Consider the following 22319-nt stretch of genomic DNA (forward strand, 5'->3'; position numbering starts at 1 on the left):
GGGTTAGGCGGGAGACGCTGGACGGGAGACGGGCGGCCGGCGCTCCGGAGACGCAAAGACATTGCGGCTTTGCCGCTCTCGCAGCATCTCGCGGCGAAGCCGCGCCCGCTTTTGCGTCTTCCGTACCCAAAGCACTCGCTGTGCTCGCGGGGCAGGCCCTCTCCCGTCTAGCGTTAAGCTGCCCGGCATCAGCGCTGTGCTTCCAGCAGCAAAAATTCCATCAACGCCTTCTGAGCATGCAGGCGGTTCTCGGCTTCGTCCCAGATCACGGTGTCGGGGGCATCCATCAATTCGGCGCTGATTTCTTCACCGCGTTTGGCGGGCAGGCAGTGCATGTACAGGGCACCGGGATTGGCCAGATCCATCAAGGTGCGATTGACCTGGTAGCCGGACAGTTTGCGGCGGCGCTCGGCTTTTTCTTCTTCCTGGCCCATGGAGGCCCAGACATCGGTCACCAGCAGGTCGGAGCCGCGGGCGGCGTCGACGGGGTCGCGTACCACTTCTACCCGGTCACCGGCGTCGGCGAGGAGGTCGGCGCGGGGTTCAAAGCCCTCGGGGCAGGCCACCATCAGTTTGAAGTCCAGCATCATGGCCGCGTTGATGTAGGACTGGCACATGTTGTTGCCGTCGCCAATCCAGGCCACCTGCTTGCCCTTCATGCTGCCGCGGTGCTCGACAAAGGTTTGAATGTCGGCCAGCAGCTGGCAGGGGTGGAAGTCGTCAGTGAGGGCGTTAATCACCGGCACCGAGGAGTACTGGGCAAAGCGCTCGATGATGCTGTGCTCAAAGGTGCGAATCATCACGATATCGCACACCGAAGAAATGACTCGGGCGCTGTCTTCAATGGGTTCGCCGCGGCCCAGTTGGGTATCCCGGGGCGACAGGAAAATGGCGTGGCCGCCCATTTGGGCCATGCCCGCTTCAAAGGAGATTCGGGTTCGGGTGGACGCTTTCTCGAACACCATGCCCAGCACGTAGTTAGGAAAACGGGCGCTGCACTGGTGTGCCTTTTGCTCTGCCTTCAGAGCGATCGCGCGCTGGATAATCTGCTCCAGCTCCGCCGGGCTCAAATCCGTTAGGGTGAGAAAGTGTCGTAAAGCCATACTGGCGGTTACCTTATCCTTTTCTGGGACAGGCGCTGCCGTCGCGGGCAGGGCCTATCCCCAATGAACTATGCCGCATCTATCTGCGCTGTCCATTGCTGGATAAGGGGGCAGAGCGTGGCGATTAATTCGTCAATTTCAGTTTTGCTGATGATCAGCGGGGGGAGCAGGCGCACGACTTTTTCAGCGGTGACGTTGATGAGCAGCCCCTGTTCCAGGGCCAGGCCGACCAATGCGCCACAAGGGGCGTCCAGCTCGATGCCTACCATTAAACCTTTACCGCGCACGGATTTCACGTGTTTGTTGCCGGCGAGTTGCGCCTTGAGACCGTCGATCAGGTATTGGCCGTTTTCAGCGACCTGATCCATAACACCGCCGGTAAGCGTGTTGACCACGGCCAGGGCCGCGGCGCAGGCCAGCGGATTGCCGCCAAAGGTGGAGCCGTGGTTGCCAGGCTTAAACAGGCTGGCTGCTTTGCCGTGGGCCAGGCAGGCGCCGATGGGCACACCGTTGCCAAGGCCTTTCGCGGTGACCACCACATCGGGCATGACGTTGGTGTGCTGAAAGGCAAAGTATTTGCCAGTCCGGCCATTGCCGGTTTGCACTTCGTCGAGCATCAGCAGCCAATCATTGGCGTCGCACAGATCGCGCAGCTGCTCAAGAAAACCCTCTGGCATGGGGTGCACGCCGCCTTCGCCCTGAACGGGTTCGACCAGCACCGCCGCCACGCTGTCATTGTTCTTGGCGATGGTTTCCAGCGCCTTGATGTCGCCATAGGGCGCCCGGGTAAAGCCGCGCACCAGGGGCTCAAAACCCACTTGAATTTTGCGGTTACCGGAGGCGGTCATGGTGGCCAGGGTCCGGCCGTGGAAGGCCTGTTCCATGACGATGATGTGGGGGATTTCGATGTTGCGGTTGTGACCGTGCATCCGCGCGAGCTTGATGGCGGCCTCGTTGCCCTCGGCACCGGAGTTGCAGAAAAACACGTTATCCATGCCACTGACGGCGCACAGCTTCTCTGCCAGCTCGGTCTGCTTCTGCACGTTGTACAGGTTCGAGGTATGAATCAGCTGGCCGGACTGCTCGACCAGGGCCTGGGTAACCGCCGGATGGGCGTGGCCAAGGGCATTGACGGCGATGCCGCTGATCGAGTCCAGGTAGCTTTTGCCTTGGTCGTCAAACAGTCGCACGCCTTCGCCACGCACAAATGTGACGGGCTGACGTCCATACGTGTTCATTACGGCTGACTGTGTCATTAACGGTACTCCGCGCCTTTTTCGGCGCCATCAACAAAAGCTTTGGATTTTAAAACGCAAAAAGGCAGCTAGAGCTGCCCTGACGGATAGGCAATAATATAAGGAACGCATTGCAAATTCCAGCGCTGTAGCGCGCTTTCCAGCGGCCCGTTTGGCGCCGGCAAAAATTCCTCAAGACCCCGCGGAGTCTGACCATGACCGATACCGCCCAGATGACTCTGGACGCTGTGCAACTAGGGCTATTTGTTAGTCGCCTGGAGGCGGTCTGTGACGAGATGGGGGCGGTGCTACAACGGGCCGCCTTTTCGCCCAATATCAAAGATCGTCTAGACTTCTCCTGTGCCATTTTTGACGCCAATGGACAGCTGTGTGCCCAGGCGGCCCACATTCCGGTGCATTTGGGCAGCATGGCCTATGCAATGGCCGATATCGTCGGCGCCTGTGAGTGGCGGCCCGGTGACATGGTGGTGGTCAACGACCCCTATCTGGGCGGCACCCACCTGCCGGATGTGACGGTGATTGCCCCCTGTTTTGATGGCGCGGGTCAGTTGTTGGCCTTTGTCGCCAACCGGGCCCACCACGCCGATATTGGCGCGAGCACACCGGGCTCCATGCCGTTGTCCACCCGCCTGGAAGAAGAGGGGGTGGTGATTGCACCGACCTATTTGGTGCGCAATGGCCAGTTAGATCGGGAGCAATTGGACCGCTGGTTCGGCCCGGGGCAGCATGGTGACTTCATTGCTCAGGTGAGCGCCAATCGCAGCGGCCTGACCCGGCTCGGTGAGGTGGTTGCGGCACTGCCGGTGGCCTTTGCCGAGGCCGTGGCGCAGTTGCAGCAGTATGCTGCGCGGCTGGCCCAGGCCCAGTGGGCCAGCCTTCCCCGGGGCACTTTCCGCTTTACCGATTTGATGGATGACGATGGCTTTGGCCATCAGGATCTGCCGATCAGCGTCAGTATCACCCTGAGCGACGACGGTATTGTGGCGGATTTCGCCGGCACGGCAGACCAGGTGGAGGGCAATATCAATTGCCCGCTGTCGGTGGCGGCGGCTGCAGTGTTTTACGTGTTTCGTTGTTTGATGCCTGACGACGTGCCGGTTTGCGCGGGTCTGTTCAGTGCCATTTCCCTTTCTGCCCCCGAGGGCAGCCTGCTCAATGCCCGCCGGCCGGCGGCGGTCGCGGCGGGCAATGTCGAAACCTCCATGCGCATTACCGATGCCGTGCTCGGCGCACTGGCCCAAGCAATACCCGAGCGCATCCCCGCGGCCAGTGCGGGGTCGATGAACAATGTGGCCATGGGCGGTGTGGACGGCGCCTGGCATTACTACGAGACCATCGCTGGTGGCATGGGTGGACACCAGCGTGGCCGGGGCTTGAGCGGGGTGCAAACCCATATGACCAATACCCTGAACACGCCGGTGGAGAGTCTGGAAATGCACTACCCGCTGCGTATTCGGCGCTATGGTTTGCGTCGCGGCTCCGGCGGCGAGGGCCGGGGCGCTGGCGGCGAGGGTGTGGTGCGAGAGTTTGAGTTTCTGGCCGAGGCCCGTTACACCCTGCTCACCGAGCGTCGACGGCGCGGCCCCTGGGGCGCGGCTGGCGGCGCAGCGGGTTTGCCCGGCCACAACACGTTAAATGGCCAAACGCTGGGTGGCAAAGTCACCGGTCTGGCCCGGGCGGGGGATGTCCTTACCGTTGAAACCCCCGGCGGGGGCGGCTGGGGCGCCAAGTAGCGCAGCAATTGTGCCGGGCGGCCTCATTACATTTACCGTCGAACAAGGTAAAATGCCCGCTTGAGAGCGCTATGGCGAGGCCGCAACGGCCCGCGACCCAATGTTGGGTGGCGCAGAATTTACGGTTTTCCCAAGGCAGGTTTCAATGGACACTCTCGAGGCAATCAAGCAGCAAATCGAAAGCAACCCGATCATTCTGTACATGAAAGGGTCGCCCAATCAGCCCCAGTGCGGTTTCTCCGCCAAGGCCTCACAGGCGCTAATGGGTTGTGGCGAGCGCTTTGCGTTTGTGGATGTGTTGTCTAACCCTGACATTCGCGCCAAGCTGCCCGAGTTTGGCAACTGGCCCACCTTCCCCCAATTGTGGGTGGCTGGCGAGCTGGTGGGTGGCTGCGACATCATCTGTGAAATGCACGAAAGCGGCGAACTGCAAACGCTGATCAAAGAAACTGCGGCGGCGCAAAGTCAGGAATAAATCCGTTGCCGGTGAGCGGCGATAGGTCATTTCCGAGAACCCGGCTATGCGCCGGGTTTTTTTATGCCGCCGAATTGATACTCACTGGTGTCACGGGAGCAGGTGTCACCGGAGAGCGGCGGTCTTCATTGATCTGGGCGGGTTCGCTCAAGCCGAAGGTGAGCGGCCGGGGTTTACCCGCTGACCGCCAGCTGCCCAGCAGGCGATCCCAGACCGCCAGGCAGGTGCCAAAATTGATGTCGCGGTGCTCCGGGCTGGCCGAATGATGTAGCTGGTGCTGGGCCGGGCTGATAAAGGCTTTTTCTGCCCGGCCAAAGGAGAGAAATATGGGCGAGTGACGCAGGTTGGCGCCCAGGGCATTGAACAGAAAGCCGAGGCAATCCACCCCGAGAATATCGATGCCCGATACCTTGCCTTTAAAGAAGTAAAGAAAGGTTCCGCTGACCACACTGAACACCACCAGGCCCCGCAGGGTATACAGGGTCATTTCGAGGGGGTGGACCCGAAACAGCGTGATGGGTGTGAGGGTGGTGGCGCTGTGGTGGGTGCGATGCAGTCGCCACAACACGGGAACCCGGTGCATGGCCATGTGTAGGGCAAAGCGGCTGAAGTCTTCGACCACGAAGAAGATCAGGGTATAGGCAATGGCAATGCCCGCCAGCGATAGCGGTAGCGAGGGTGCATCGCCAAAGTACGCCTGCAACCAGCTGCCCACGGCGATCGTGCCGGCAAGGTGGCTGCCAAGCAGCGGGACCAGCAACAGCCCTTTGAGCAGGGTGTTACCCACCAGCAGCGCGTAATCGGTGCCGGTGGAACGATTGAACCAGTAGCGCCAGTTGAACAAGGCGCGGCACTGGCTTGTCGGGCTGAACCGGCGCTGCTGCAGACTGACCGTGATCGATGCCATCACCAGCGCCGACAAGATGAACAGCCAAAACAGCCGCCGCCCCGGGTCTGTCGGGATCAACAGGGGTGAGGTCAGGGCAGTCAGCAGGCTTTCCAATGTTCGTCCCGACGTTAGAAGGCGTACTTCACGCGCAGACGCAGCGTGCGGGGCTTGTTAGGCCGCGCGCCGAAGGGGCGAAGTGACACCACGGCTTCTTCGTCCAGCAGGTTGTCGACGCTCAGCTGGAGCGTCCAGTTCTGATCGACAAACCAGGAGGCGGACGCGTCGACGGTGGTGTAAGCGTCGGTATGGGTGACCTGGCCGATGGGTTCGCTACCCGCCACATCGCGCATCTCGCTTTGGTAGCTGAACGCGACATAGGCCTCCCAGCGGGTTGCCTTGGCGCCCAGCTGCAGTCGGGCGATCTGCTCGGGGATGTAGGGCAGCTCGTCGCCAGCTTCGACTTCGCCCCACTGGGAAAAGCTGCTGCTGAAGTCGCTCTGGAATGCGGTTTCGGTGTAGGTGTACGACAGCATTACTTCGCCGGTGAGGGCATCGCTAAGCTGATGTGACCATTGCCCCAGAACCTCAACCCCGGCGATTTCTGCCTCGCCGCCGTTAAACTCCTCGCCGGCGTTACAGTTGGTGTCGCTGGCCCGGCAGCGGCCAAGCAGGTTCTCGTAGTCGCTGAAAAAGCCGATGGCTTCCAGGCTGAGGTTTTGATTCTGGTAACGCAGGCCGTACTCGTAGTTGGTGCTCAGCTCCGGATCAACACCACTGCTGGCTGAGGGCGACGCCGGGGAGAAGCCCCGGTTGACGCCGGCCAGCAAGCCGAGATTTTCAGTGTATTGCCAATACAGCGAAACGCCGGGCAGGGTTTCGGATTGGGACTTGCTGTTACTGGTGCCCGCGAGGTCGTCGTCGGCATCGCCGTCGATTTCTTCGTGGCGCAGCCCCACCGTCAGTTTGAAATCACGCCAGGACAGGGTGTCGCTAACATACAGGGCAATGGCGTCAGCACTGGCTTCATTAAGCTCTTTGTCGCCGCGCTGTTGGCCATCGTTGATCATGGCGCCATCGGTCATCAGGTAACCGCGAATGCTGTGATCCCGCTCCACGTAGTCGCTGTGAATTCGCAGGCCCACATCGAGATTGTGGTCGATGTCGCCCTGACTAAACTGCATTTTCATTGCGGTTTGTGCGCCGTAAGAGCCGTATTGCCGGTCGTTGTTGGTCACGTCCAGCATGTCGGCATCACTGCCGTTACTGTTGATTTCGCCGCGCAGGATGCCCAGTTCACGGGTGAAAATGTCGGGGTTGGCGAACACATCGCGGATGGCGACGCCGTCGATAAATCCGTCGAGCTTGTTCCAGCTGCGGTCAAACTGGTGCCAATAAACAGCGCTGCTCACACTGATGCTGTCGTTGAGATCGAAACTGTGGCCCAGATGGAGTTGGCTGTGTTCTGACGTGAAGTGGTCAAGTTGGCTGGCGCGATAGCGACGGTAGGGGTCGTCGTCAAAGTCAGCCTCGGTGAGACCGAGGTAGGTCTCATCGGCGTCCTCATCGGCGTAACCCAACTTCAGGGTAAAGGCGTGATTTTTTTCGCTGCCGCCCTGGGGTTTCCAGCTCAGTTTGACGTTGATGTCATTGCGTTCAAAGCCCGTGTCGCCACCGCCGTCCAGCTCCTTGAAGCCATCACCGCTGAAACGCAGCAGGTCGATGGCGTAGCCAAACTCGCCGACGGTCTCGCTGCTGAAAAACTGGGCTTTCTGGTAGTTGTCGGTGCCGTAGCTTAGGTCGATTTCACTTTCCCGCTCCTCGCTGATGGGGCGGCTGGCAAAGTTAATAGCGCCCCCCACCGTGTGTGGGCCGTGCACGATGGCTGCCGGGCCTTTCACCACCTCAACGGCGCTCATGCGGCTGATGTTGGGAATGTAGTAGGCCGCGGGTGCGGCATAGGGCGCCGGGGTAATGAGGATGCCGTCTTCCATGATGGTGATTTTCTGGCTGCGCTCGGAGGTGGCGCCGCGAATGCCGATATTGGGGCGGAGTCCGTAGCCGTCTTCCTCGCGGATATAGACGCCGGGCAGGGTCGACATCACTTGGTTCAGATCGGAAAAATCGAACTGATCCAGCATGGTTTCGTCGATCAACTGGGCGGAGCCACCCAGGCTCAATATGGCGTCTTTACCGCCCGTCACCAGCACCTCTTCGGGCTGCTTGTCGGATTGGGCCAGCGCAGCGGTGGAGGATAGCAGCGCGCCAAAAATCAGGGGGTTGCGTAGCAAGTTCATCGTGCGGTCATTCCTGGAATTAGTCATTGTCCGATTGAGCGCGGTCCGGCAGGTCAACATCCACTGCGGCAACAAAGCCCACTTTCAGGGTATCGGTCACCCGGCGAATGTAGCCGAACAGGTTGCAGGCGGGGCGGCTGCGCTCGCCGTCGGGCGTGTTAGCCGCGTCGACGCAGGCCTGGGCATCTTCTTCATTGGCGATGCCCTCTACCTGTTGGCGCAAGCTCAGGGTCATTGTGTCGATTTCTTCGATTGCCGCGTTGCTGTTTTCCCGCATCAACTCGGTCACTTCGGGTACGCCGGCCTGGGCGATGATGTCATCAAACCCCAGGCCATTGCCGCCCTCGAGCAGGCGCAAAAAGGATTGCACGTTGATGCTGATGTTGTTGAGGCTGTACTGGGCGAAGGGGGACTCGATCACCTCGGGGCAGCTCACCTGGCTGCAGGCGGCGCTAATACCCAAGGGAATACCGAGCTTGGCATCTTTGGTATCGGTATCGAGAAAGAACAGGGCGTCAGACAGGGCTTTCAGATTGGTGTCCAGTGCCGCCGGGTTCAAAAACTGGGAGCGATAGTTGTCGGCATCAATTTGCCAGGCACCCACCACGCGCTGTGCGGCCTGGTCAATATCGGTGGCTAACTTCTCTGCGTAGGCGCAGCGTAACTGTTTGCGCTCCTGCTCAGGGCGTTCGTTCCAGTCGGCGGTTTCGGTAATTTGGCTGGGGCAAGTGTGGGCCAGCGAATCATTGAACAGCAGGTATTCCACCGCGCCCAGGCCACGCTGATTGGCGGAGCGGCCGCTGAGGCTGAAGCTGGGGTTGGTGTCGGCCAGGACCACCGCCTGGTCCACACCGCAGGTGCTCAATGTCGTGCCCCGGGTGAAGGCGGAAATACGATTGCGCAGGGCGTTGTTATTGGCCTGGATCGGGCCGAGCTCATGGAGTGTGGTGGCTTGCCAGGCGTCCATGGTGCTTTTCCAGGCTTGCTGCGCTGATGCCCGAGCATCCGCTTCGCCGGCGCTGCCGATGGCATCACAGTAGAGCCCAAGTGGGCCTTGCGCGGCCGCGAGGGTGGCGGTGTCGTTGGCCAGGGTTTCGTAGTTGGGCACGATGATGTTGTCGGCGTAGTTGGCCAGCATGCCAACAAAGTCAAAATTCTCGGCATTGACAGCATCGCCGCTGCCGCCACCACCATTATTGACACAGGCCGTCAGGGGAAGGGTTGCCGCTAAAATCAGGCTGAAAGCGAAGGATTTCATGCGCTCATCTCTGTTGTACGTAAAAAAAGGCGCTGTGCGCGCCTTTTATTGGGTAACGAGGGTTTCGTTGGTGCTGCAGTTTACCAGTTTGCGACATCCTGGCTATCAAAGCCGTAGGCGGTCTGCAGGGTGGCGCGGATCTCCAGCAGGTCGGCAATGTAGGCGTCGATGGCGGCCTGGGCAGTACCGCTGGGCGCAACACCCGCTTGGGAGCCGTCAGCCAGTACTGGCGCAACACCCATGGTGTCGAGCAGTTCTTTCAGGTCAGACAGGTCGATGCCGTCGACACTGCCATCCCGGAAGGGCGAGTTGGGGCTGAACTGCAGGCCCAGTGCGAAGCCTTTCATTTCGCCCCAGTGCTTGGCCAAATCCAGGAAGTTGGCGACGTCGGCGAACTCACCGTTGTTGAACTTAGCCATATCGGCGCGAACGTCGTTGATGTAATGCACCACCGTGGCGGCGATACATTTTTCCCAGGTTTTGGCGGCAGTTTCGATGTAGCCATTCAGCTCTTCGAGTTCAGCCGCGCTCAAACCGCCATTGGCAGAGGCCTGGTTAATCAGGAAACGACCGGCAACGAAGGCATCAAAAGCTTCTTTGGTGAAGTTGGTGCCAGTGGTGCTGCCCGCGTCGCGCTTGGCGCAGTTGGTGGAATTGGCAAAGTTAACCTCACTGCGCAGATCGATGCTGCCGTCACCGTCGCTGTCTTTGTAGAACTCGGTACCCGCGATCTCGGCATCGGTGTAGCTGTTGTAGTCGCGGGCGGCACCGAAGTAACCAAAGGCTTCATCCCACTTGTGCTCAGCGAAGGTATAGGGGGCCTCGCCATCCTGCTCGTGGTTGGCGTCATCGCTGAAGTCGGTTTGCAGGTAGTCGTTGGTGCCCTGGGAAAAGGTGACCGCGCCGAGCAGGAATTTCTGAATGAGCTGGCGGTAGTCACGGCCAAAGGCATCAACGGTGACGGTGCCAATGTTGGCAGAAACCGCCCCGGCAGTGGTGATGCTGGGATCATTGCCATCAACCGCTTCGGCGGCAACGCGCTCGATAAACAGGTCGACCAGGTCGATCGGCCGTGACGGCGAAGACAGCTCTGCCCAACCAAAGAATTCACCGCCAATCAACATGTTGGCCTCACCGCCGCCAGTGCTGTTGCCGCCAGCGATTTTGTCGGACAGATTTTTGCCCGTGGAGATATCACCGTAGGTTGGGCCGGGGATGAGTGTTTCGCCGTCGAGGCTGTATTCATAATTCACGCTGTCAACGTCGCCGCTGACGTAGAAGCTCAGGTCTGCTTCGATGTCGCTCGCCGAACCGCCTGGATTTTCGCTGAGGCTAACCAGCTTTGCGACCAGGTCTTCAATCAAAATCTGGCGTGCAGTTTGGCCAGTGTAGCTGACGGCACTTTCACCAGCGGTGATCTTGCTTTCAAAGGTGTAGGTGCTGGGCGCAGTGGGTGTGCCGTTATCGTCGTCGTCGCTGCTACCGCCGCCGCCACCGCCACCGCAGGCGGAAAGTAACAGGATGAGAGCTGGCAGGGTGGCTTTCTTGAAGAAGTCGGTGGCGTTATGCATTGCTGATCCTTGTATAAGCTAAATGGCTTTTTAAACTGGGTAGATTTGGCGCTGCGTAGAAATTGGTAAGACTGCTTTAGAGTCGGTGCTGAAGTTAAACAAAAATAAGAATGGTTAGCAATACCGTTCGCGCCGTTTGGCTGCGATATTGGTGGCCGGCACCATTCGGGTCAATGCAATGGCCTGGCGACCGGGCTAGTCTGGCGGTTTCCAGTGATGAGGTCATGCTATGAATCCCACCCTAAAAATGTGGCAACGCCTGAGTCGTTATCCCGGCGGCAAGCGCCTGTTCTCCCGGGCTATTTGTGTCAAAGCGCCGTATTTTGGCTCGATCAAACCCTTGATGACGGTGCTTGAGACGGGGAAGGCGGTGGCGGAAATCAAAGATCGCCGGGCGGTGCATAATCACATTGGGTCGGTGCATGCCATTGCGCTGTGCAATCTGGCCGAGTTCTGTGCAGGGGTGGTCAGTGAAGCCTCAATGCCGCCGGGAATGCGCTGGATTCCGGCCGGGATGACGGTGCGCTATCTGGCGCGGGCGGAGGGCAAGATGGTAGCCGAAGCGACCATGCGCGAAATCATTGTTGGCGAAAAGGGCGCGGTGCCAGTGATGGTGGAGGTGAAGGATCAGGCGGGGTTGGTGGTGTTTGACGCATGCATCGAGATGCATATTTCGCCCAAGCCGGCGCCAAAAAAATAGAGCAGGGCGGCTCAGCCGCCCTCAGGTTCAGTGCGCCAGAGACTGAGAAATCAGGCGCTTAGCTGTCGACGCTGCCGATCATTGACTGCTGGTAGTTCTGGATGCCGACTTTGTCGATCAGTCCCAACTGGGTTTCCAGCCAGTCAATGTGCTCTTCCTCTGAGGACAGGATTTCCTCGAGCAAGTCCCGACTGCCGTAATCGGCCACGGTTTCGCAGTATTTGATGCCATCTTTAAGGTCGGGCACGGCCTTAAGTTCCAGCGCCAGATCGCACTCGAGCATTTCCTTGGTGTTTTCGCCGATGAGCAGTTTTCCGAGATCCTGAAGGTTGGGTATTCCCTCCAGAAACAAAATCCGCTCAATCAGCTTGTCGGCGTGCTTCATCTCGTCGATGGATTCGTGGTATTCGATATCGGCCAGCTCTTTCAGGCCCCAGTCCTTGAACATGCGGGAGTGCAGGAAGTACTGGTTGATAGCAATCAGCTCATTGCCAAGGGCTTTGTTGAGATGGGCGATGACTTGGGAGTCGCCTTTCATGATAGGTGTCCTTCTCGTCTGTGTTCGCAACAGACGCCAGTGTGCACCCAGTTGTGGTAGTGGTCAAGCTAAGTGTTTGATTTTTAAAGTAAATGTAAAGAAAAAGCCAATCGTTCTCAATGCGGTTTCGATCGCGTTTAGGCCACCGCGTAGCAAAGATCTGGATTAAAGTTGCTCAGGTGGTCGTTGTAGACCTGGCGAGCGAGGGCGCCGCATTTGCCGCACTGGCTGGCGAGTTCAAGTTCACGGCGGAGCTGGCGAAAGCTCTGGGCGCCGTTATCTACAGCGTCGCGGATATGCTTGTCAGTGATGCCTTTGCAGAGACAGACGTACATTTTTGGTGAAACTCTCGCCAGTTGCGTTGGAGTTTCAAAAGTTAATAGAAATGAGAATGCTTGTCAATTGGCATTGCGTGACTTTGTTGTCATGTTTCGGTGGCGGTGGAATTCAGGGCTGTTGTTGCGCAGAAAATGACGCGGCCAGAATGCAGAAAGGCCCGGCATGCTTGGCATGCCGGGCCTTTGCGGGAGTAAGCTGGGCGGCGGGCCGCCCGGGCTATTCCTTACAGTTTGTCGGAGTTCTCAGACAGGTAAGCAGCCACACCGTCGGGGGTGGCGCTCATGCCTTTGTCGCCCTTGTTCCAGCCGGCAGGGCATACTTCGCCGTGCTCTTCGTGGAATTGCAGCGCTTCAACCAGACGCACCAGCTCGTCAACGTTGCGGCCCAGGGGCAGGTCGTTGATCAGCTGTGAGCGCACCATGCCTTCTTTGTCGATCAGGAATGCGCCGCGGAAGGCAACGCCGCCATCGGCTTCTACGTCGTAGGCGCGGCAGATGTCGTGACGAACGTCAGCGGCCATGGTGTAAGTCACCGGACCGATGCCGCCATCTTTAACCGCAGTGTTGCGCCAGGCGTTGTGGGTAAATTGAGAATCGATGGAAACAGAAATCACTTCCACACCCAGTTCACGGAATTTGTCCATGCGGTGATCCAGGGCGATCAGCTCCGAGGGGCAAACAAAGGTGAAGTCCAGAGGGTAGAAAAACAGCAGACCGTACTTGCCTTTAATGGCCTCGCTCAGAGTAAAGCTGTCGACGATTTCGCCATTGCCCAGCACGGCTGCGCAGGTAAAATCTGGTGCTGGTTTACCAACTAAAACTCCCATGTGTAACCTCCATTTTCGGTCTTAGATAATGAGCAAAATGCTCTATTTATAGAATATAAATCAGGGCATTAATCATACACGGGGCCTACAATCGAGCCCATTGAAATTTCTAATGGTCGCGATAGTTTCTTGCTATTTTGGCCGTGTCCCGGCGATGCTTGTTGCCCTGCTTGTTGCAAAAGATTTCGCGCTGCAAAAACCAAAATTTTGCTGGCGATAAAAAACCCCAACGCACGGTTGTACGTCGGGGTTTTTACGTCAGACATCAGGCGTCCAACGATGGGCCGCCTTTAGGCGAAATTGGCCGCAGCAAACTCCCAGTTGACCAGCGCCCAGAACGCTTCCAGGTACTTGGGGCGAGCGTTGCGGTAGTCAATGTAGTAGGCGTGCTCCCAGACATCGCAAGTGAACAGCGGCGTGGCGCTGCCTTTCGCGATTGGGGTGTCGGCATCGTCAGTGTTGACGATTTCCAGGCTGCCATCGCTGTTCTTCACCAGCCAGGTCCAGCCGGAGCCAAAGTTGCCGACGGCTTTGGCGTTGAACGCCGCTTTGAACTCGTCAAAGGAGCCAAAGGTCTTGTCGATGGCTGCTGCCAGGTCACCGGTGGGCGCGCCGCCGCCGTTGGGGCTCAGGCTGTTCCAGTAGAAAGTGTGGTTCCACACTTGGGCAGCTTGATTGAACAGGACGCCACTGGAGGTCTTGATGATGTCTTCCAGCGATTTGCCTTCGTACTCGCTGCCGGGCACCAGCTCGTTGAGCTTAGTGACGTAGGCGTTGTGGTGTTTGCCGTGGTGGAAGTCCAGAGTTTCTGCTGAGATATGGGGCTCGAGCGCAGTTTTGTCATACGGCAGGCCGGGTAGTTCAAAAGCCATGAGTGTCTCTCCTAGATCTTCGGTTTTAGTGAAAAGTCGCGATGTTTTGCAAGAGTAATGCAGCGCCTTTCCCGATGCGAGTGTCTCCGTCTCGCTAGGGCCAGCGCCAGCCGCCTAGTTGTTGCCAGCGGTTGACGATTTGACAAAACAACTCGGCGGTTTTCTCCGCATCGTAGGCAGCGCTGTGTGCCGAGCTGTTATCAAATTCGATATCTGCCAATTGGCAGGCCTTGGCCAGCACGGTGTGACCAAAGGCCAGGCCGGCCAGACTGGCGGTATCCATGACCGAGAAGGGGTGGAACGGATTGCGCTTAATGCCGCATCGTTCGACGGCGGCCATCATAAAGCCGAGGTCGAAATGAGCATTGTGGCCAACCAGCACCGCCCGGGTACAGTCATGGGCTTTTACCTGTTGGCGAATCCGCTTTAGCAGCTCGCCAATGACGGTCACTTCTTTCTGCGCCTGTCTTAGGGGGTTGTGGGGGTCGATGCCGGTGAATTCAAGGGCGGATTGCTCCAGATTTGCGCCCGGAAACGGTTCAACATGATAGCTCACCGTTTCGTCGGGCTCGATCTGACCGGCGTCGTCCATCCGCAGCAGAGTGGCGGCGATTTCCAGAATACCGTCGGTCTTGGCGTTGAAGCCGCCGGTTTCGATATCCACCACGACCGGAAGAAAACCCCGGAAGCGCTGTGCAATCATCGATTTGCCTTCATCCATCAGGATTGGCTCACCTGCCAGTGAAGGGTTTCACCTGCCCGCAGCGGGCGAATAATGTCGCCGCCGAAAGGCAATTCCAGCGGCGCCGTCCAGTCCTGCTTCACCAGAGTAATGGTGTCGCTGTTGCGCGGCAGGCCGTAAAAATCCGGGCCGAAGTGGCTGGCAAAGCCCTCCAGCTTGTCCAGCGCGCCAGCTTCTTCAAAGGCCTCGGCGTAAAGCTCAATGGCGGCGAAGGCGGTGTAACACCCGGCGCAACCGCAGTCGGTCTCTTTGCGACCTTTGGCGTGGGGCGCCGAGTCGGTGCCCAAAAAGAATTTGTGGCTGCCCGAGGTGGCTGCCTTGATCAGTGCGGCCTGGTGGGTGTTGCGCTTGAGAATGGGCAGACAGTAAAAATGCGGCCGAATACCGCCGGCCAGCATATGGTTGCGGTTGTACAAAAGGTGGTGGGCGGTAATGGTCGCTGCGACATTGGCCGGGGCGCCGTTGACAAAATCGGCGGCCTCGGCGGTGGTGATATGTTCAAGCACGACTTTCAACTGGGGGAAGGCCTCGACGATGGGTCTTAGTTTTTCATCCAGAAAACGCGCTTCGCGATCGAAAATATCAATGTGGTTGTCGGTGACCTCACCGTGCACCAGCAACGGCAGGCCATGCTCTTCCATTGCCGCCAGCACTGGGTAGAGCTTCTCGATGCTGGTTACCCCAGAGTCGGAGTTGGTGGTGGCTCCGGCCGGGTACAATTTGGCGGCAAAGACCACCTCGGACGCGGCGGCCTCGGCAATGTCCTCGGCAGAGGTATTGTCGGTGAGGTAGAGCACCATCAACGGTTGAAAGGTGTGGGCGCGCTGGGGCAAGGATTGCAGAATGCGCTGCCGGTAGCCCTCTGCCTCGGCCAGATTACGCACTGGCGGGGTGAGGTTGGGCATGATGATCGCCCGGGCAAAGTATCGGCTGATGTCGCTGGTGGTATGGGGAAGAACGTCGCCGTCGCGAAGGTGTACGTGCCAATCGTCGGGGCGGGTAAGGGTCAGGGTTTGCATAGAGCGCCTTAATTTTGTCTGCCGCGAATGCTACCCCATTTGGGCGGCTAATTCATCTTCGGCGGGCCCAGAACGGGCATTAGCGGGCCTTTTGCAGTACTTCAATGTGGGTGACCTGGCCATTGCGCAAGATCACCGCGCGCCGAAATTGCCCTGCGCCAAATTCAAAGACCCACTCCAGGGCCGGCGCATAGCCGGGTGCGATGGCAACGGTTTGCTGGTTGTCGAGAAGGTATCCCTGCCATAAAAACCGCCGGGCCAAAGGTTGGCCGCAGCGCGCCTGCACCTCAAATTCCGATTGTCCGAGGGCCAGATCACCCGGCTGACATTGGCGCGTGAGGGTGGTTTCTGGCATTCCCCGGCCAAGCCGCTCGATGGCGATCACTTCATCATTGCGCAGCACCATGCGCCTGACAAAGGACTGGCTGCCGGGATTGTAGTACCAGTGATGCTCCTCAAAGGGGAGCCGATGGTCGCCCAGCACGCGCAGCGGATAGCTGGCGGAGTAGTCCGGGTCACCGCAGCGCTCAATGATCTCAAAGCCGCGCATGCCCTCGGTGACCAGGCGGGAGCCGCAGCGAAAATCGGCCAGGGCTGGCGCCGCTGCGGCAAAGGCCAGCGACAGCGCGAGAGGGTGGAGCCGGCGATGGGTGGTGGTAGCCGTCATTGTGCGATACCCCGGTGGCGCCAGTGCGGCGCGAAGTTAGCCAGTGTACGCCGAATGACACCAGCACGGCTTTTTGGGTGGTGTTGTTGATTAAGCGTCGGGAGAAAAAGGCCCGCCCCGGTGCCTGCGGGCGGGTCAGGCGGGGAAAGCGGCTATTTGCTGCTGGCCATCGCGGGAGCGTCGACCTCGAGCGCCTCGCGGTTGTCTTCGACAATGCTTTGTCCTATGCCCGGAACCTCCACCAGCTCTGCTGGGCTTTTAAAGGGGCCGTTGGCCTCCCGGTAGCTCACAATTGCCTCGGCCCGTTTGGGGCCAATACCCTTGAGGGTTTGCAGCTCTTCGGCGGTGGCAGTGTTGATATCCAGTGCGAGCGCCGCTGGTGCGAGAGTGGTGAAGCTCAGCAGGAGTAAGCATGAGGCCAGAATTGGTTTTAATGCGAGGAGAATGTTCATCGTCATGGTCCTTATGGTGATGAAAAGAGAGCTGCGCACTCCATGTGCGCAATGTAAAGCTAGTTCAAGGTTGGTTATTGCGCCAGTTTTTGCGGCAGATGCCTTGCCCGAAGCACGGCGCCGATCATACTTTTGCGTCTAGCGGTCAAAAAAAGCCCGGGGCGAGCCTGGGCTGTGATCGTGGAGTCGCGTAAGCTCAGCGGGCCTTGATATCGGTCCACAGTTTATTGATAAAGCGGCGCTCTTTTGCGGTGCGGGCGCCGATGGTTTCCAGTTTGGTCTGCAGCTCGGCATCCGGGAAGATAGCCGGCACGGCCAGAATCGACTCGTCGATCATTGGCATGGCCGCCACATTGGGGTTACCGGTGCCGACCACGTTGGTCAGCTCAGCGGCGTTCTCCGGAATCATCATGAAGTTGATGAACTGATGGGCCAGCTCGGGCTCACGTGCCTTTTTGGGGATAACCATGTTATCCAGTGCCAGCACGCCGCCTTGCTTGGGCATCACGAAGCTGACGCTAAAGTCGCGGCCGGCATCGGCGGCATCCACCCGGGCCTGGAACATATCACTGGAATAGCCGTGGGCAACCCAGATGTTGCCGACGGTCAGTTCTTTAATGTAGCTGGATGAGTTGAACGCAGCCCAGTAGGGCTTGGCTTTCAGAATGACCGCTTGGGCTTCTTTCAGGTGTTTTTCATCGGTGTCATTGATCGAGTAGCCCAGATATTTGAGGGCCGCTGCAAACAACTCTTCAGAGTCGTCCATGACGGTCACTTTGCCCTTGATTTTGGCCAGTACCGCGGGGTCGAAAATAATCGACCAGTCGGCGGGGTTCAGGCCCAGTTCCTTGATCTTGTTTTCGTTGTAACCGATCAGGGTGGTGGTGAAAGCATAGGGCAGGGAGAACTGGTTACCCTTGTCGTAGGCTTTGTCCATGTAGCCGGGTGACATGTTGCCGATGTTGGTCAGCTTGCTCTTGTCCAACGGCATCAAAAAGCCCTGTTTGATCAGCGCTTCGACGGCGTTTTGGGTGGGGATGGCAACATCGTAGTCACCGGCACCCGCCAGCAGCTTGGCCATCATCTCCTCGGTAGAGGAGAAGTAATCCTGCACCACTTTACAGCCGCACTGCGCTTCAAAGCGGGCGACGGTATCTTCGGCAATGTAGTCGTTCCAGTTAAACAGGTGCAACGCCTTTTCCGCCATGGCCATTTGCGAGATAGACACGGACAGACCGCAGAACACCAAACAGCGCATCAATTTTTTCACGGTGTTTTCCTTTCAGAGAGGGAGGGGGGTTAGCTTCGCAATGCATTGGGTGCGAAGCGGGACAAGGCGGTAATCAGCACCAGCGTCAACAGCATCAGCAGGGTCGAGACCGCATTCACTTCCGGTGTCACAGCGATTTTCACCATGGAGTAGATCTCCAGCGGGAGGGTTGAGCTGCCAACACCGGCAGTAAAGAAGGTAATGACAAAATCGTCAATCGACAGGGTAAAGGCCATCATCGCCCCGGCAATAATCCCCGGCATGAGCAGGGGCAGGGTGATCTTGCAGAAGCCCTGCCAGGGGGTGGCGCCCAGGTCCCGGGCGGCCTCAATCAGGCTCTGGTCCATGCCCGCCATGCGCGATTGCACCGCCAGGGCGACAAAGCCGATACAAAAGCTCACGTGGGCCAGAATAATTGAGACGGTGCCCAGCGTGACATTGAACAGAATGAACATCAGCAGCAGGCTGACACCAATCAGAATGTCGGGCATGGCAATGGGGCCCAGCACCAGGGTACTGAGCCATTTTTGCCGAAAGCGATGCAAGGCCACGCCGGCAAAGGTGCCAAGCACGGTGGCGATCAGGGCGCTGGCCGTGGCGATAATGACCGAGTTTGCGGCGGCGGTCAGCATCTCACGGTTGTTAAACAGCTTTTCGTACCACTTCCAGGTAAAACCCACCCACTCGGCATTGAGTTTGGAGTCGTTGAAGGAGAAAACGACGACCACCACCAGCGGCAGGTACAAAAACAGGTAGACCAGCCCTGCGACGCCGTAAAGGGCTTTGCTTCTATGCATTGCCTGCCCCCTTGGGTTGACCAAAGCGGGCCGCCAGTAACACCAGCAGAACGGTGATGGCGGTGAGTACCAGCGACAGTACGCTGCCAAAGGGCCAGTCCCGGGCCTCAACAAATTGCTGCTTGATCACGTTGCCGATCATGATGCCGTTGGTGCCGCCGAGCAGGTCGGGAATGGCGAAAATCCCCAGCGATGGAATGAATACCAGTACCGCACCCGCGTAGATGCCTGGCAGCGACTGGGGCCAGGTAATCAGCCAGAAGCGCTGGCGCCGATTCGCGCCCAGATCCTGGGCCGCGTCGAGCAGGCGGGTGTCGTGTTTTTCCAGGTTGGCGTACAGCGGCAAAATCATAAAGGGCAGGTGGACATACACCAGGCAAACGATCACCGCGATGGGGCTGAACATGAAGCTGATCGGCTCCAAACCCAGCAGGCCGGTGAGCTTGTTGGCGGCCATTGTCAGCGCGCCCTGGGGACTGAAAATAATCATCCAGGCGTAGATGCGCACCAGAAAATTACTCCAGAAGGGCAGGATCACCAGCAGCAGTAACAAATCCCGATGGCGTTTATGGGCACCGGCAATCATCAGCGCCACCGGGTAGGCCATCAGTACACAGATCAAGGTGGTGGCCAGGGCATAGGTGAGCGATTTGACCAGCAGGTTGAGATAAATGGTGCTCTCGAACAGCCGCGCCCAGTTTTCCAACGTCAGGTCGAGGGTGATGCCGCCGTCTTCAATGTAATACCAGGGCGCCAGACCACCGTACTCGCCGGTATAGCGAAAGGAGGCCAGCAACATCATCAGGCTGGGCACGGCAAAAAACAGGATCAGGTACGCCGCGGGAGGCAGCGAGATCAGGGCTTTGCTCCAGCGTTCGAGGCGACTCATCGGGGCGCCCTAGGCGACGAGGTGGCCAGCGTCGACGCGCCAGGCCAGTTGTACGGCGTCGCCGACGCCAAAGGGGCGACCTCGACCCGAGCCGTGATTGGTCAGCAGGGCCTCCACCCGGGCGCCGCCGGCCAACTCGACGATGTAGACGGTAACGTCCCCCAGGTACAGGGTGTCGTGCACCGTGCCACTGAAGTGAACCTCGTCATCGCCAGCCTCCAGAGTACTGGCCAGGCGGATTTTCTCGGGGCGCAGCGTAAGTGCGCACGGGTCGCCGGGCTGAAATTCAAGTTCCGGGTTAGCCAGCGCGGGAATGTCGCCCAGGGGGCCCAGGTCGATGCGCAGCTGGTCGCCGTCCACCGCGGTCACTTTGGCATCAAGCAGGTTGCAGGTGCCAATAAAGTCAGCCACAAAGCGATTGTCGGGGTAGCTATAAAGCACCGTGGGTTCGTCGACCTGGCTGACCTGGCCGTGGTCCATCACGGCAATTCGGTGGGACAGGGCCAGCGCTTCGCCCTGGTCGTGGGTGACGTAGACAAAGGTGATGCCCACTTCTTTCTGCAGGTTGATCAGTTCAATCTGCATCTGCTCCTTCAGTTTGGCATCCAGGGCAGACAGCGGTTCGTCAAGCAACAGCAGGCGGGGGCGGTTCACCAGGGCCCGAGCGATGGCAATGCGCTGCTTTTGGCCGCCGGAGAGTTCATCAGGGTAGTGTCTGGCTTTGTCGGGCAGGCGCACGTCGTCGAGTACCTCGGCGACCCGGTAGTCAATTTCCTTCTGGGACAGTTTGGCCATGCGCAGGGGAAAGCCGATGTTCTGCGCCACGGTCATGTGGGGAAACAGGGCGTAGCTCTGAAACACGGTATGAATGGGCCGCTTTTCCGGCACCAGGCCGACCAGCGATTTGCCGTCCAGACGAATGTCGCCACCGTCGGGTTGGTCAAAGCCGGCGATCATGCGCAGAAGGGTGGTTTTGCCACAGCCCGACGGGCCGAGGAGGGTGAAGAATTCCCCCGAATTTATTTCAAGATTGACGCGGTTGAGGGCGGTGAAATCGCCGAACCGACGGGATACATCGATAATTTCCAACACTTCGCCAAGGTCTTCCTCAGGGGGTTGCCGTTGGCCGCTATTCTTGGACCAGCCCGGCCCTGCGTCAATAGGGGTGAGCGGCCATTTTGGCCCCTGATTATGCAAGTTTTACGCATTTGTTCGCTGCGCGGCCGAGCTGGGCCCGGCTCACATGGCGAAAGGCCCCAAACACCGCTAGAATAGCCGTCTTTTTATTCTTGCCGGTGCCGGCGACGCGTGGCGTTGTGGGGCCGGAGAACACGCGGAGTAGCAAATGTCGGACATCAAAAAGGTGGTTTTGGCCTATTCAGGCGGCCTGGACACCTCGGTTATCGTCAAATGGTTGCAAGAATCCTATCAGTGCGAGGTGGTGACCTTTACCGCCGATATCGGTCAGGGCGAAGAGGTTGAGCCCGCCCGCGCCAAGGCCAAGGCGCTGGGAGTTAAGGAAATCTATATCGATGACCTGCGCGAAGAGTATGTCCGGGATTTTGTGTACCCCATGTTCCGCGCCAACGCGATTTACGAAGGCGAGTACCTGCTGGGCACCTCCATCGCCCGGCCACTGATTGCCAAGCGTCTGATTGAAATTGCCAACGAGACTGGCGCCGATGCGATCTCCCACGGTGCCACGGGCAAAGGTAATGACCAGGTGCGCTTCGAGCTGGGCGCTTATGCGCTGAAGCCGGGTATCAAGGTGATTGCTCCCTGGCGGGAGTGGGATCTGACCTCCCGCGAAACCCTGATGAAGTACTGCGAGCAGCACCAGATTCCGGTGGATTTCTCCAGCAAGAAGAAAAAGTCACCCTATTCCATGGATGCCAACCTGTTGCATATCTCCTACGAGGGCGGCGGCTTGGAAGACCCTTACTGGGAGCCTGAAGAAGATATGTGGCGCTGGAGCGTTAGCCCGGAAGCCGCGCCAGATCAGGCCACCTACATTGAGCTGGGCTACCAGAATGGCGACCCCGTCACCCTGAATGGCGAAGCACTGAGCCCGGCAACCATGCTGGCGACCTTGAACAAGCTGGCCGGTGACAACGGCATTGGTCGTCTTGACCTGGTTGAGAACCGCTATGTGGGGATGAAGTCACGGGGCTGTTATGAAACTCCCGGCGGTACCATTATGCTCAAGGCTCACCGGGCCATTGAATCGATCACGCTGGACCGGGAAGTCGCTCACCTGAAGGACGAGCTGATGCCCCGGTATGCCAAGCTGATTTACAACGGCTACTGGTTTAGCCCAGAGCGGCGCATGTTGCAGGCTGCCATTGATGAGTCCCAGGCCTTTGTAAACGGTGTCGTCAGACTGAAACTCTACAAGGGCAATGTAGTCGTAGTGGGGCGCAAGTCGGACAATTCCCTATTTGATGAGGCCATCGCTACCTTCGAGGATGATGCAGGCGCATACAACCAGAAGGATGCCGAAGGGTTCATCAAACTCAACGCGCTGCGCATGCGGATTGCCGCGAACAAGGGGCGTTCTTCGCTGTCCTGAGTTTGCACCCGCCCATAATTGATGCACGGGGGCTTGGCCCCCGCTGCAAATTCTAATAAC

General features: G+C 58.7%; 23 protein-coding genes. 4 read left to right on the forward strand and 19 right to left on the reverse strand.

Annotated features, from left to right (window positions below; all coding sequences use genetic code 11):
- Positions 1–188: 188 nt before the first annotated feature.
- Both argF and NCG89_RS12585 read right to left on the reverse strand, forming a co-directional pair.
- Positions 189–1103, reverse strand: coding sequence for an ornithine carbamoyltransferase (gene argF / locus NCG89_RS12580; RefSeq protein WP_251086895.1), 915 nt, complete (start codon positions 1101–1103; stop codon positions 189–191).
- Positions 1104–1171: 68 nt separating this feature from the next.
- Positions 1172–2359: an acetylornithine transaminase gene (locus NCG89_RS12585; protein ID WP_251086896.1), complete on the reverse strand. Its 1188-nt coding sequence runs from the start codon at positions 2357–2359 to the stop codon at positions 1172–1174.
- 194 nt (positions 2360–2553) lie between these two features.
- Between NCG89_RS12585 and NCG89_RS12590 the strand changes: the two genes are divergently transcribed.
- Positions 2554–4092: a hydantoinase B/oxoprolinase family protein gene (locus NCG89_RS12590; RefSeq protein WP_251086897.1), complete on the forward strand. Its 1539-nt coding sequence runs from the start codon at positions 2554–2556 to the stop codon at positions 4090–4092.
- Between the two features lie 145 nt (positions 4093–4237).
- Entirely contained in the window at positions 4238–4567 is a 330-nt protein-coding gene (gene grxD, locus NCG89_RS12595) for a Grx4 family monothiol glutaredoxin (protein WP_251086898.1), read from the forward strand.
- 61 nt (positions 4568–4628) lie between these two features.
- Here grxD and NCG89_RS12600 read toward each other — a convergent pair whose 3' ends face one another.
- The 4 genes from NCG89_RS12600 to NCG89_RS12615 all read right to left on the reverse strand — a co-directional run bounded on the left by NCG89_RS12600 (position 4629) and on the right by NCG89_RS12615 (position 10579).
- Positions 4629–5570 carry a sterol desaturase family protein gene (locus NCG89_RS12600; RefSeq protein WP_251086899.1) on the reverse strand — a complete coding sequence of 314 codons (942 nt, stop codon included), beginning with the start codon at positions 5568–5570 and terminating at the stop codon, positions 4629–4631.
- A gap of 14 nt (positions 5571–5584) precedes the next feature.
- Positions 5585–7750, reverse strand: coding sequence for a TonB-dependent receptor family protein (locus NCG89_RS12605; protein WP_251086900.1), 2166 nt, complete (start codon positions 7748–7750; stop codon positions 5585–5587).
- Positions 7751–7769: 19 nt separating this feature from the next.
- Positions 7770–9008 carry an imelysin family protein gene (locus tag NCG89_RS12610; protein ID WP_251086901.1) on the reverse strand — a complete coding sequence of 413 codons (1239 nt, stop codon included), beginning with the start codon at positions 9006–9008 and terminating at the stop codon, positions 7770–7772.
- Positions 9009–9088: 80 nt separating this feature from the next.
- On the reverse strand, positions 9089–10579 hold the full coding sequence (locus tag NCG89_RS12615) for a DUF4856 domain-containing protein (RefSeq protein WP_251086902.1): 1491 nt from the start codon (positions 10577–10579) through the stop codon (positions 9089–9091).
- A gap of 229 nt (positions 10580–10808) precedes the next feature.
- On the opposite strand from NCG89_RS12615, the gene NCG89_RS12620 reads away from it, so the two are divergent.
- Entirely contained in the window at positions 10809–11279 is a 471-nt protein-coding gene (locus tag NCG89_RS12620; protein WP_251086903.1) for a hotdog fold domain-containing protein, read from the forward strand.
- Positions 11280–11337: 58 nt separating this feature from the next.
- Here NCG89_RS12620 and bfr read toward each other — a convergent pair whose 3' ends face one another.
- The 13 genes from bfr to NCG89_RS12685 form a co-directional block, all read right to left on the reverse strand.
- On the reverse strand, positions 11338–11817 hold the full coding sequence (gene bfr / locus NCG89_RS12625; RefSeq protein ID WP_251086904.1) for a bacterioferritin: 480 nt from the start codon (positions 11815–11817) through the stop codon (positions 11338–11340).
- A gap of 137 nt (positions 11818–11954) precedes the next feature.
- Entirely contained in the window at positions 11955–12152 is a 198-nt protein-coding gene (locus NCG89_RS12630) for a bacterioferritin-associated ferredoxin (protein WP_251086905.1), read from the reverse strand.
- A 227-nt stretch (positions 12153–12379) separates the two neighbouring features.
- Positions 12380–12982, reverse strand: coding sequence for a peroxiredoxin (locus tag NCG89_RS12635; RefSeq protein ID WP_251086906.1), 603 nt, complete (start codon positions 12980–12982; stop codon positions 12380–12382).
- A 68-nt stretch (positions 12983–13050) separates the two neighbouring features.
- A complete protein-coding gene (locus NCG89_RS12640; protein WP_251086907.1) occupies positions 13051–13248 on the reverse strand; it encodes a hypothetical protein in 198 nt (65 codons plus the stop codon).
- 24 nt (positions 13249–13272) lie between these two features.
- Complete coding sequence (locus tag NCG89_RS12645) at positions 13273–13854, reverse strand: superoxide dismutase (RefSeq protein WP_251086908.1); 582 nt, start codon at positions 13852–13854, stop codon at positions 13273–13275.
- A gap of 94 nt (positions 13855–13948) precedes the next feature.
- The gene (rnt, locus tag NCG89_RS12650; RefSeq protein WP_251086909.1) at positions 13949–14575 is read right to left on the reverse strand and encodes a ribonuclease T; all 627 of its coding nucleotides are present in this window, start codon (positions 14573–14575) and stop codon (positions 13949–13951) included.
- A complete protein-coding gene (gene pyrC, locus NCG89_RS12655; RefSeq protein ID WP_251086910.1) occupies positions 14575–15615 on the reverse strand; it encodes a dihydroorotase in 1041 nt (346 codons plus the stop codon). Before pyrC ends, rnt begins: the two co-directional genes overlap by 1 nt.
- 79 nt (positions 15616–15694) lie before the next feature.
- Positions 15695–16282, reverse strand: a complete 588-nt coding sequence (locus NCG89_RS12660) for a DUF2845 domain-containing protein (protein WP_251086911.1) — start codon at positions 16280–16282, stop codon at positions 15695–15697.
- Positions 16283–16434: 152 nt separating this feature from the next.
- Positions 16435–16734, reverse strand: coding sequence for a ComEA family DNA-binding protein (locus tag NCG89_RS12665; protein ID WP_251086912.1), 300 nt, complete (start codon positions 16732–16734; stop codon positions 16435–16437).
- A 196-nt stretch (positions 16735–16930) separates the two neighbouring features.
- Positions 16931–18004, reverse strand: coding sequence for a polyamine ABC transporter substrate-binding protein (locus NCG89_RS12670; RefSeq protein ID WP_251086913.1), 1074 nt, complete (start codon positions 18002–18004; stop codon positions 16931–16933).
- Positions 18005–18033: 29 nt separating this feature from the next.
- Positions 18034–18801 carry an ABC transporter permease gene (locus tag NCG89_RS12675; protein ID WP_251086914.1) on the reverse strand — a complete coding sequence of 256 codons (768 nt, stop codon included), beginning with the start codon at positions 18799–18801 and terminating at the stop codon, positions 18034–18036.
- Complete coding sequence (locus tag NCG89_RS12680) at positions 18794–19690, reverse strand: ABC transporter permease (protein ID WP_251086915.1); 897 nt, start codon at positions 19688–19690, stop codon at positions 18794–18796. Before NCG89_RS12680 ends, NCG89_RS12675 begins: the two co-directional genes overlap by 8 nt.
- Positions 19691–19699: 9 nt before the next feature.
- Positions 19700–20887: an ABC transporter ATP-binding protein gene (locus tag NCG89_RS12685; protein ID WP_251086916.1), complete on the reverse strand. Its 1188-nt coding sequence runs from the start codon at positions 20885–20887 to the stop codon at positions 19700–19702.
- A gap of 148 nt (positions 20888–21035) precedes the next feature.
- On the opposite strand from NCG89_RS12685, the gene NCG89_RS12690 reads away from it, so the two are divergent.
- On the forward strand, positions 21036–22259 hold the full coding sequence (locus NCG89_RS12690) for an argininosuccinate synthase (RefSeq protein ID WP_251086917.1): 1224 nt from the start codon (positions 21036–21038) through the stop codon (positions 22257–22259).
- Positions 22260–22319 lie beyond the last annotated feature (60 nt).

The sequence above is a fragment of the Spongiibacter taiwanensis genome, from assembly GCF_023702635.1.
GTDB lineage: Bacteria > Pseudomonadota > Gammaproteobacteria > Pseudomonadales > Spongiibacteraceae > Spongiibacter > Spongiibacter taiwanensis.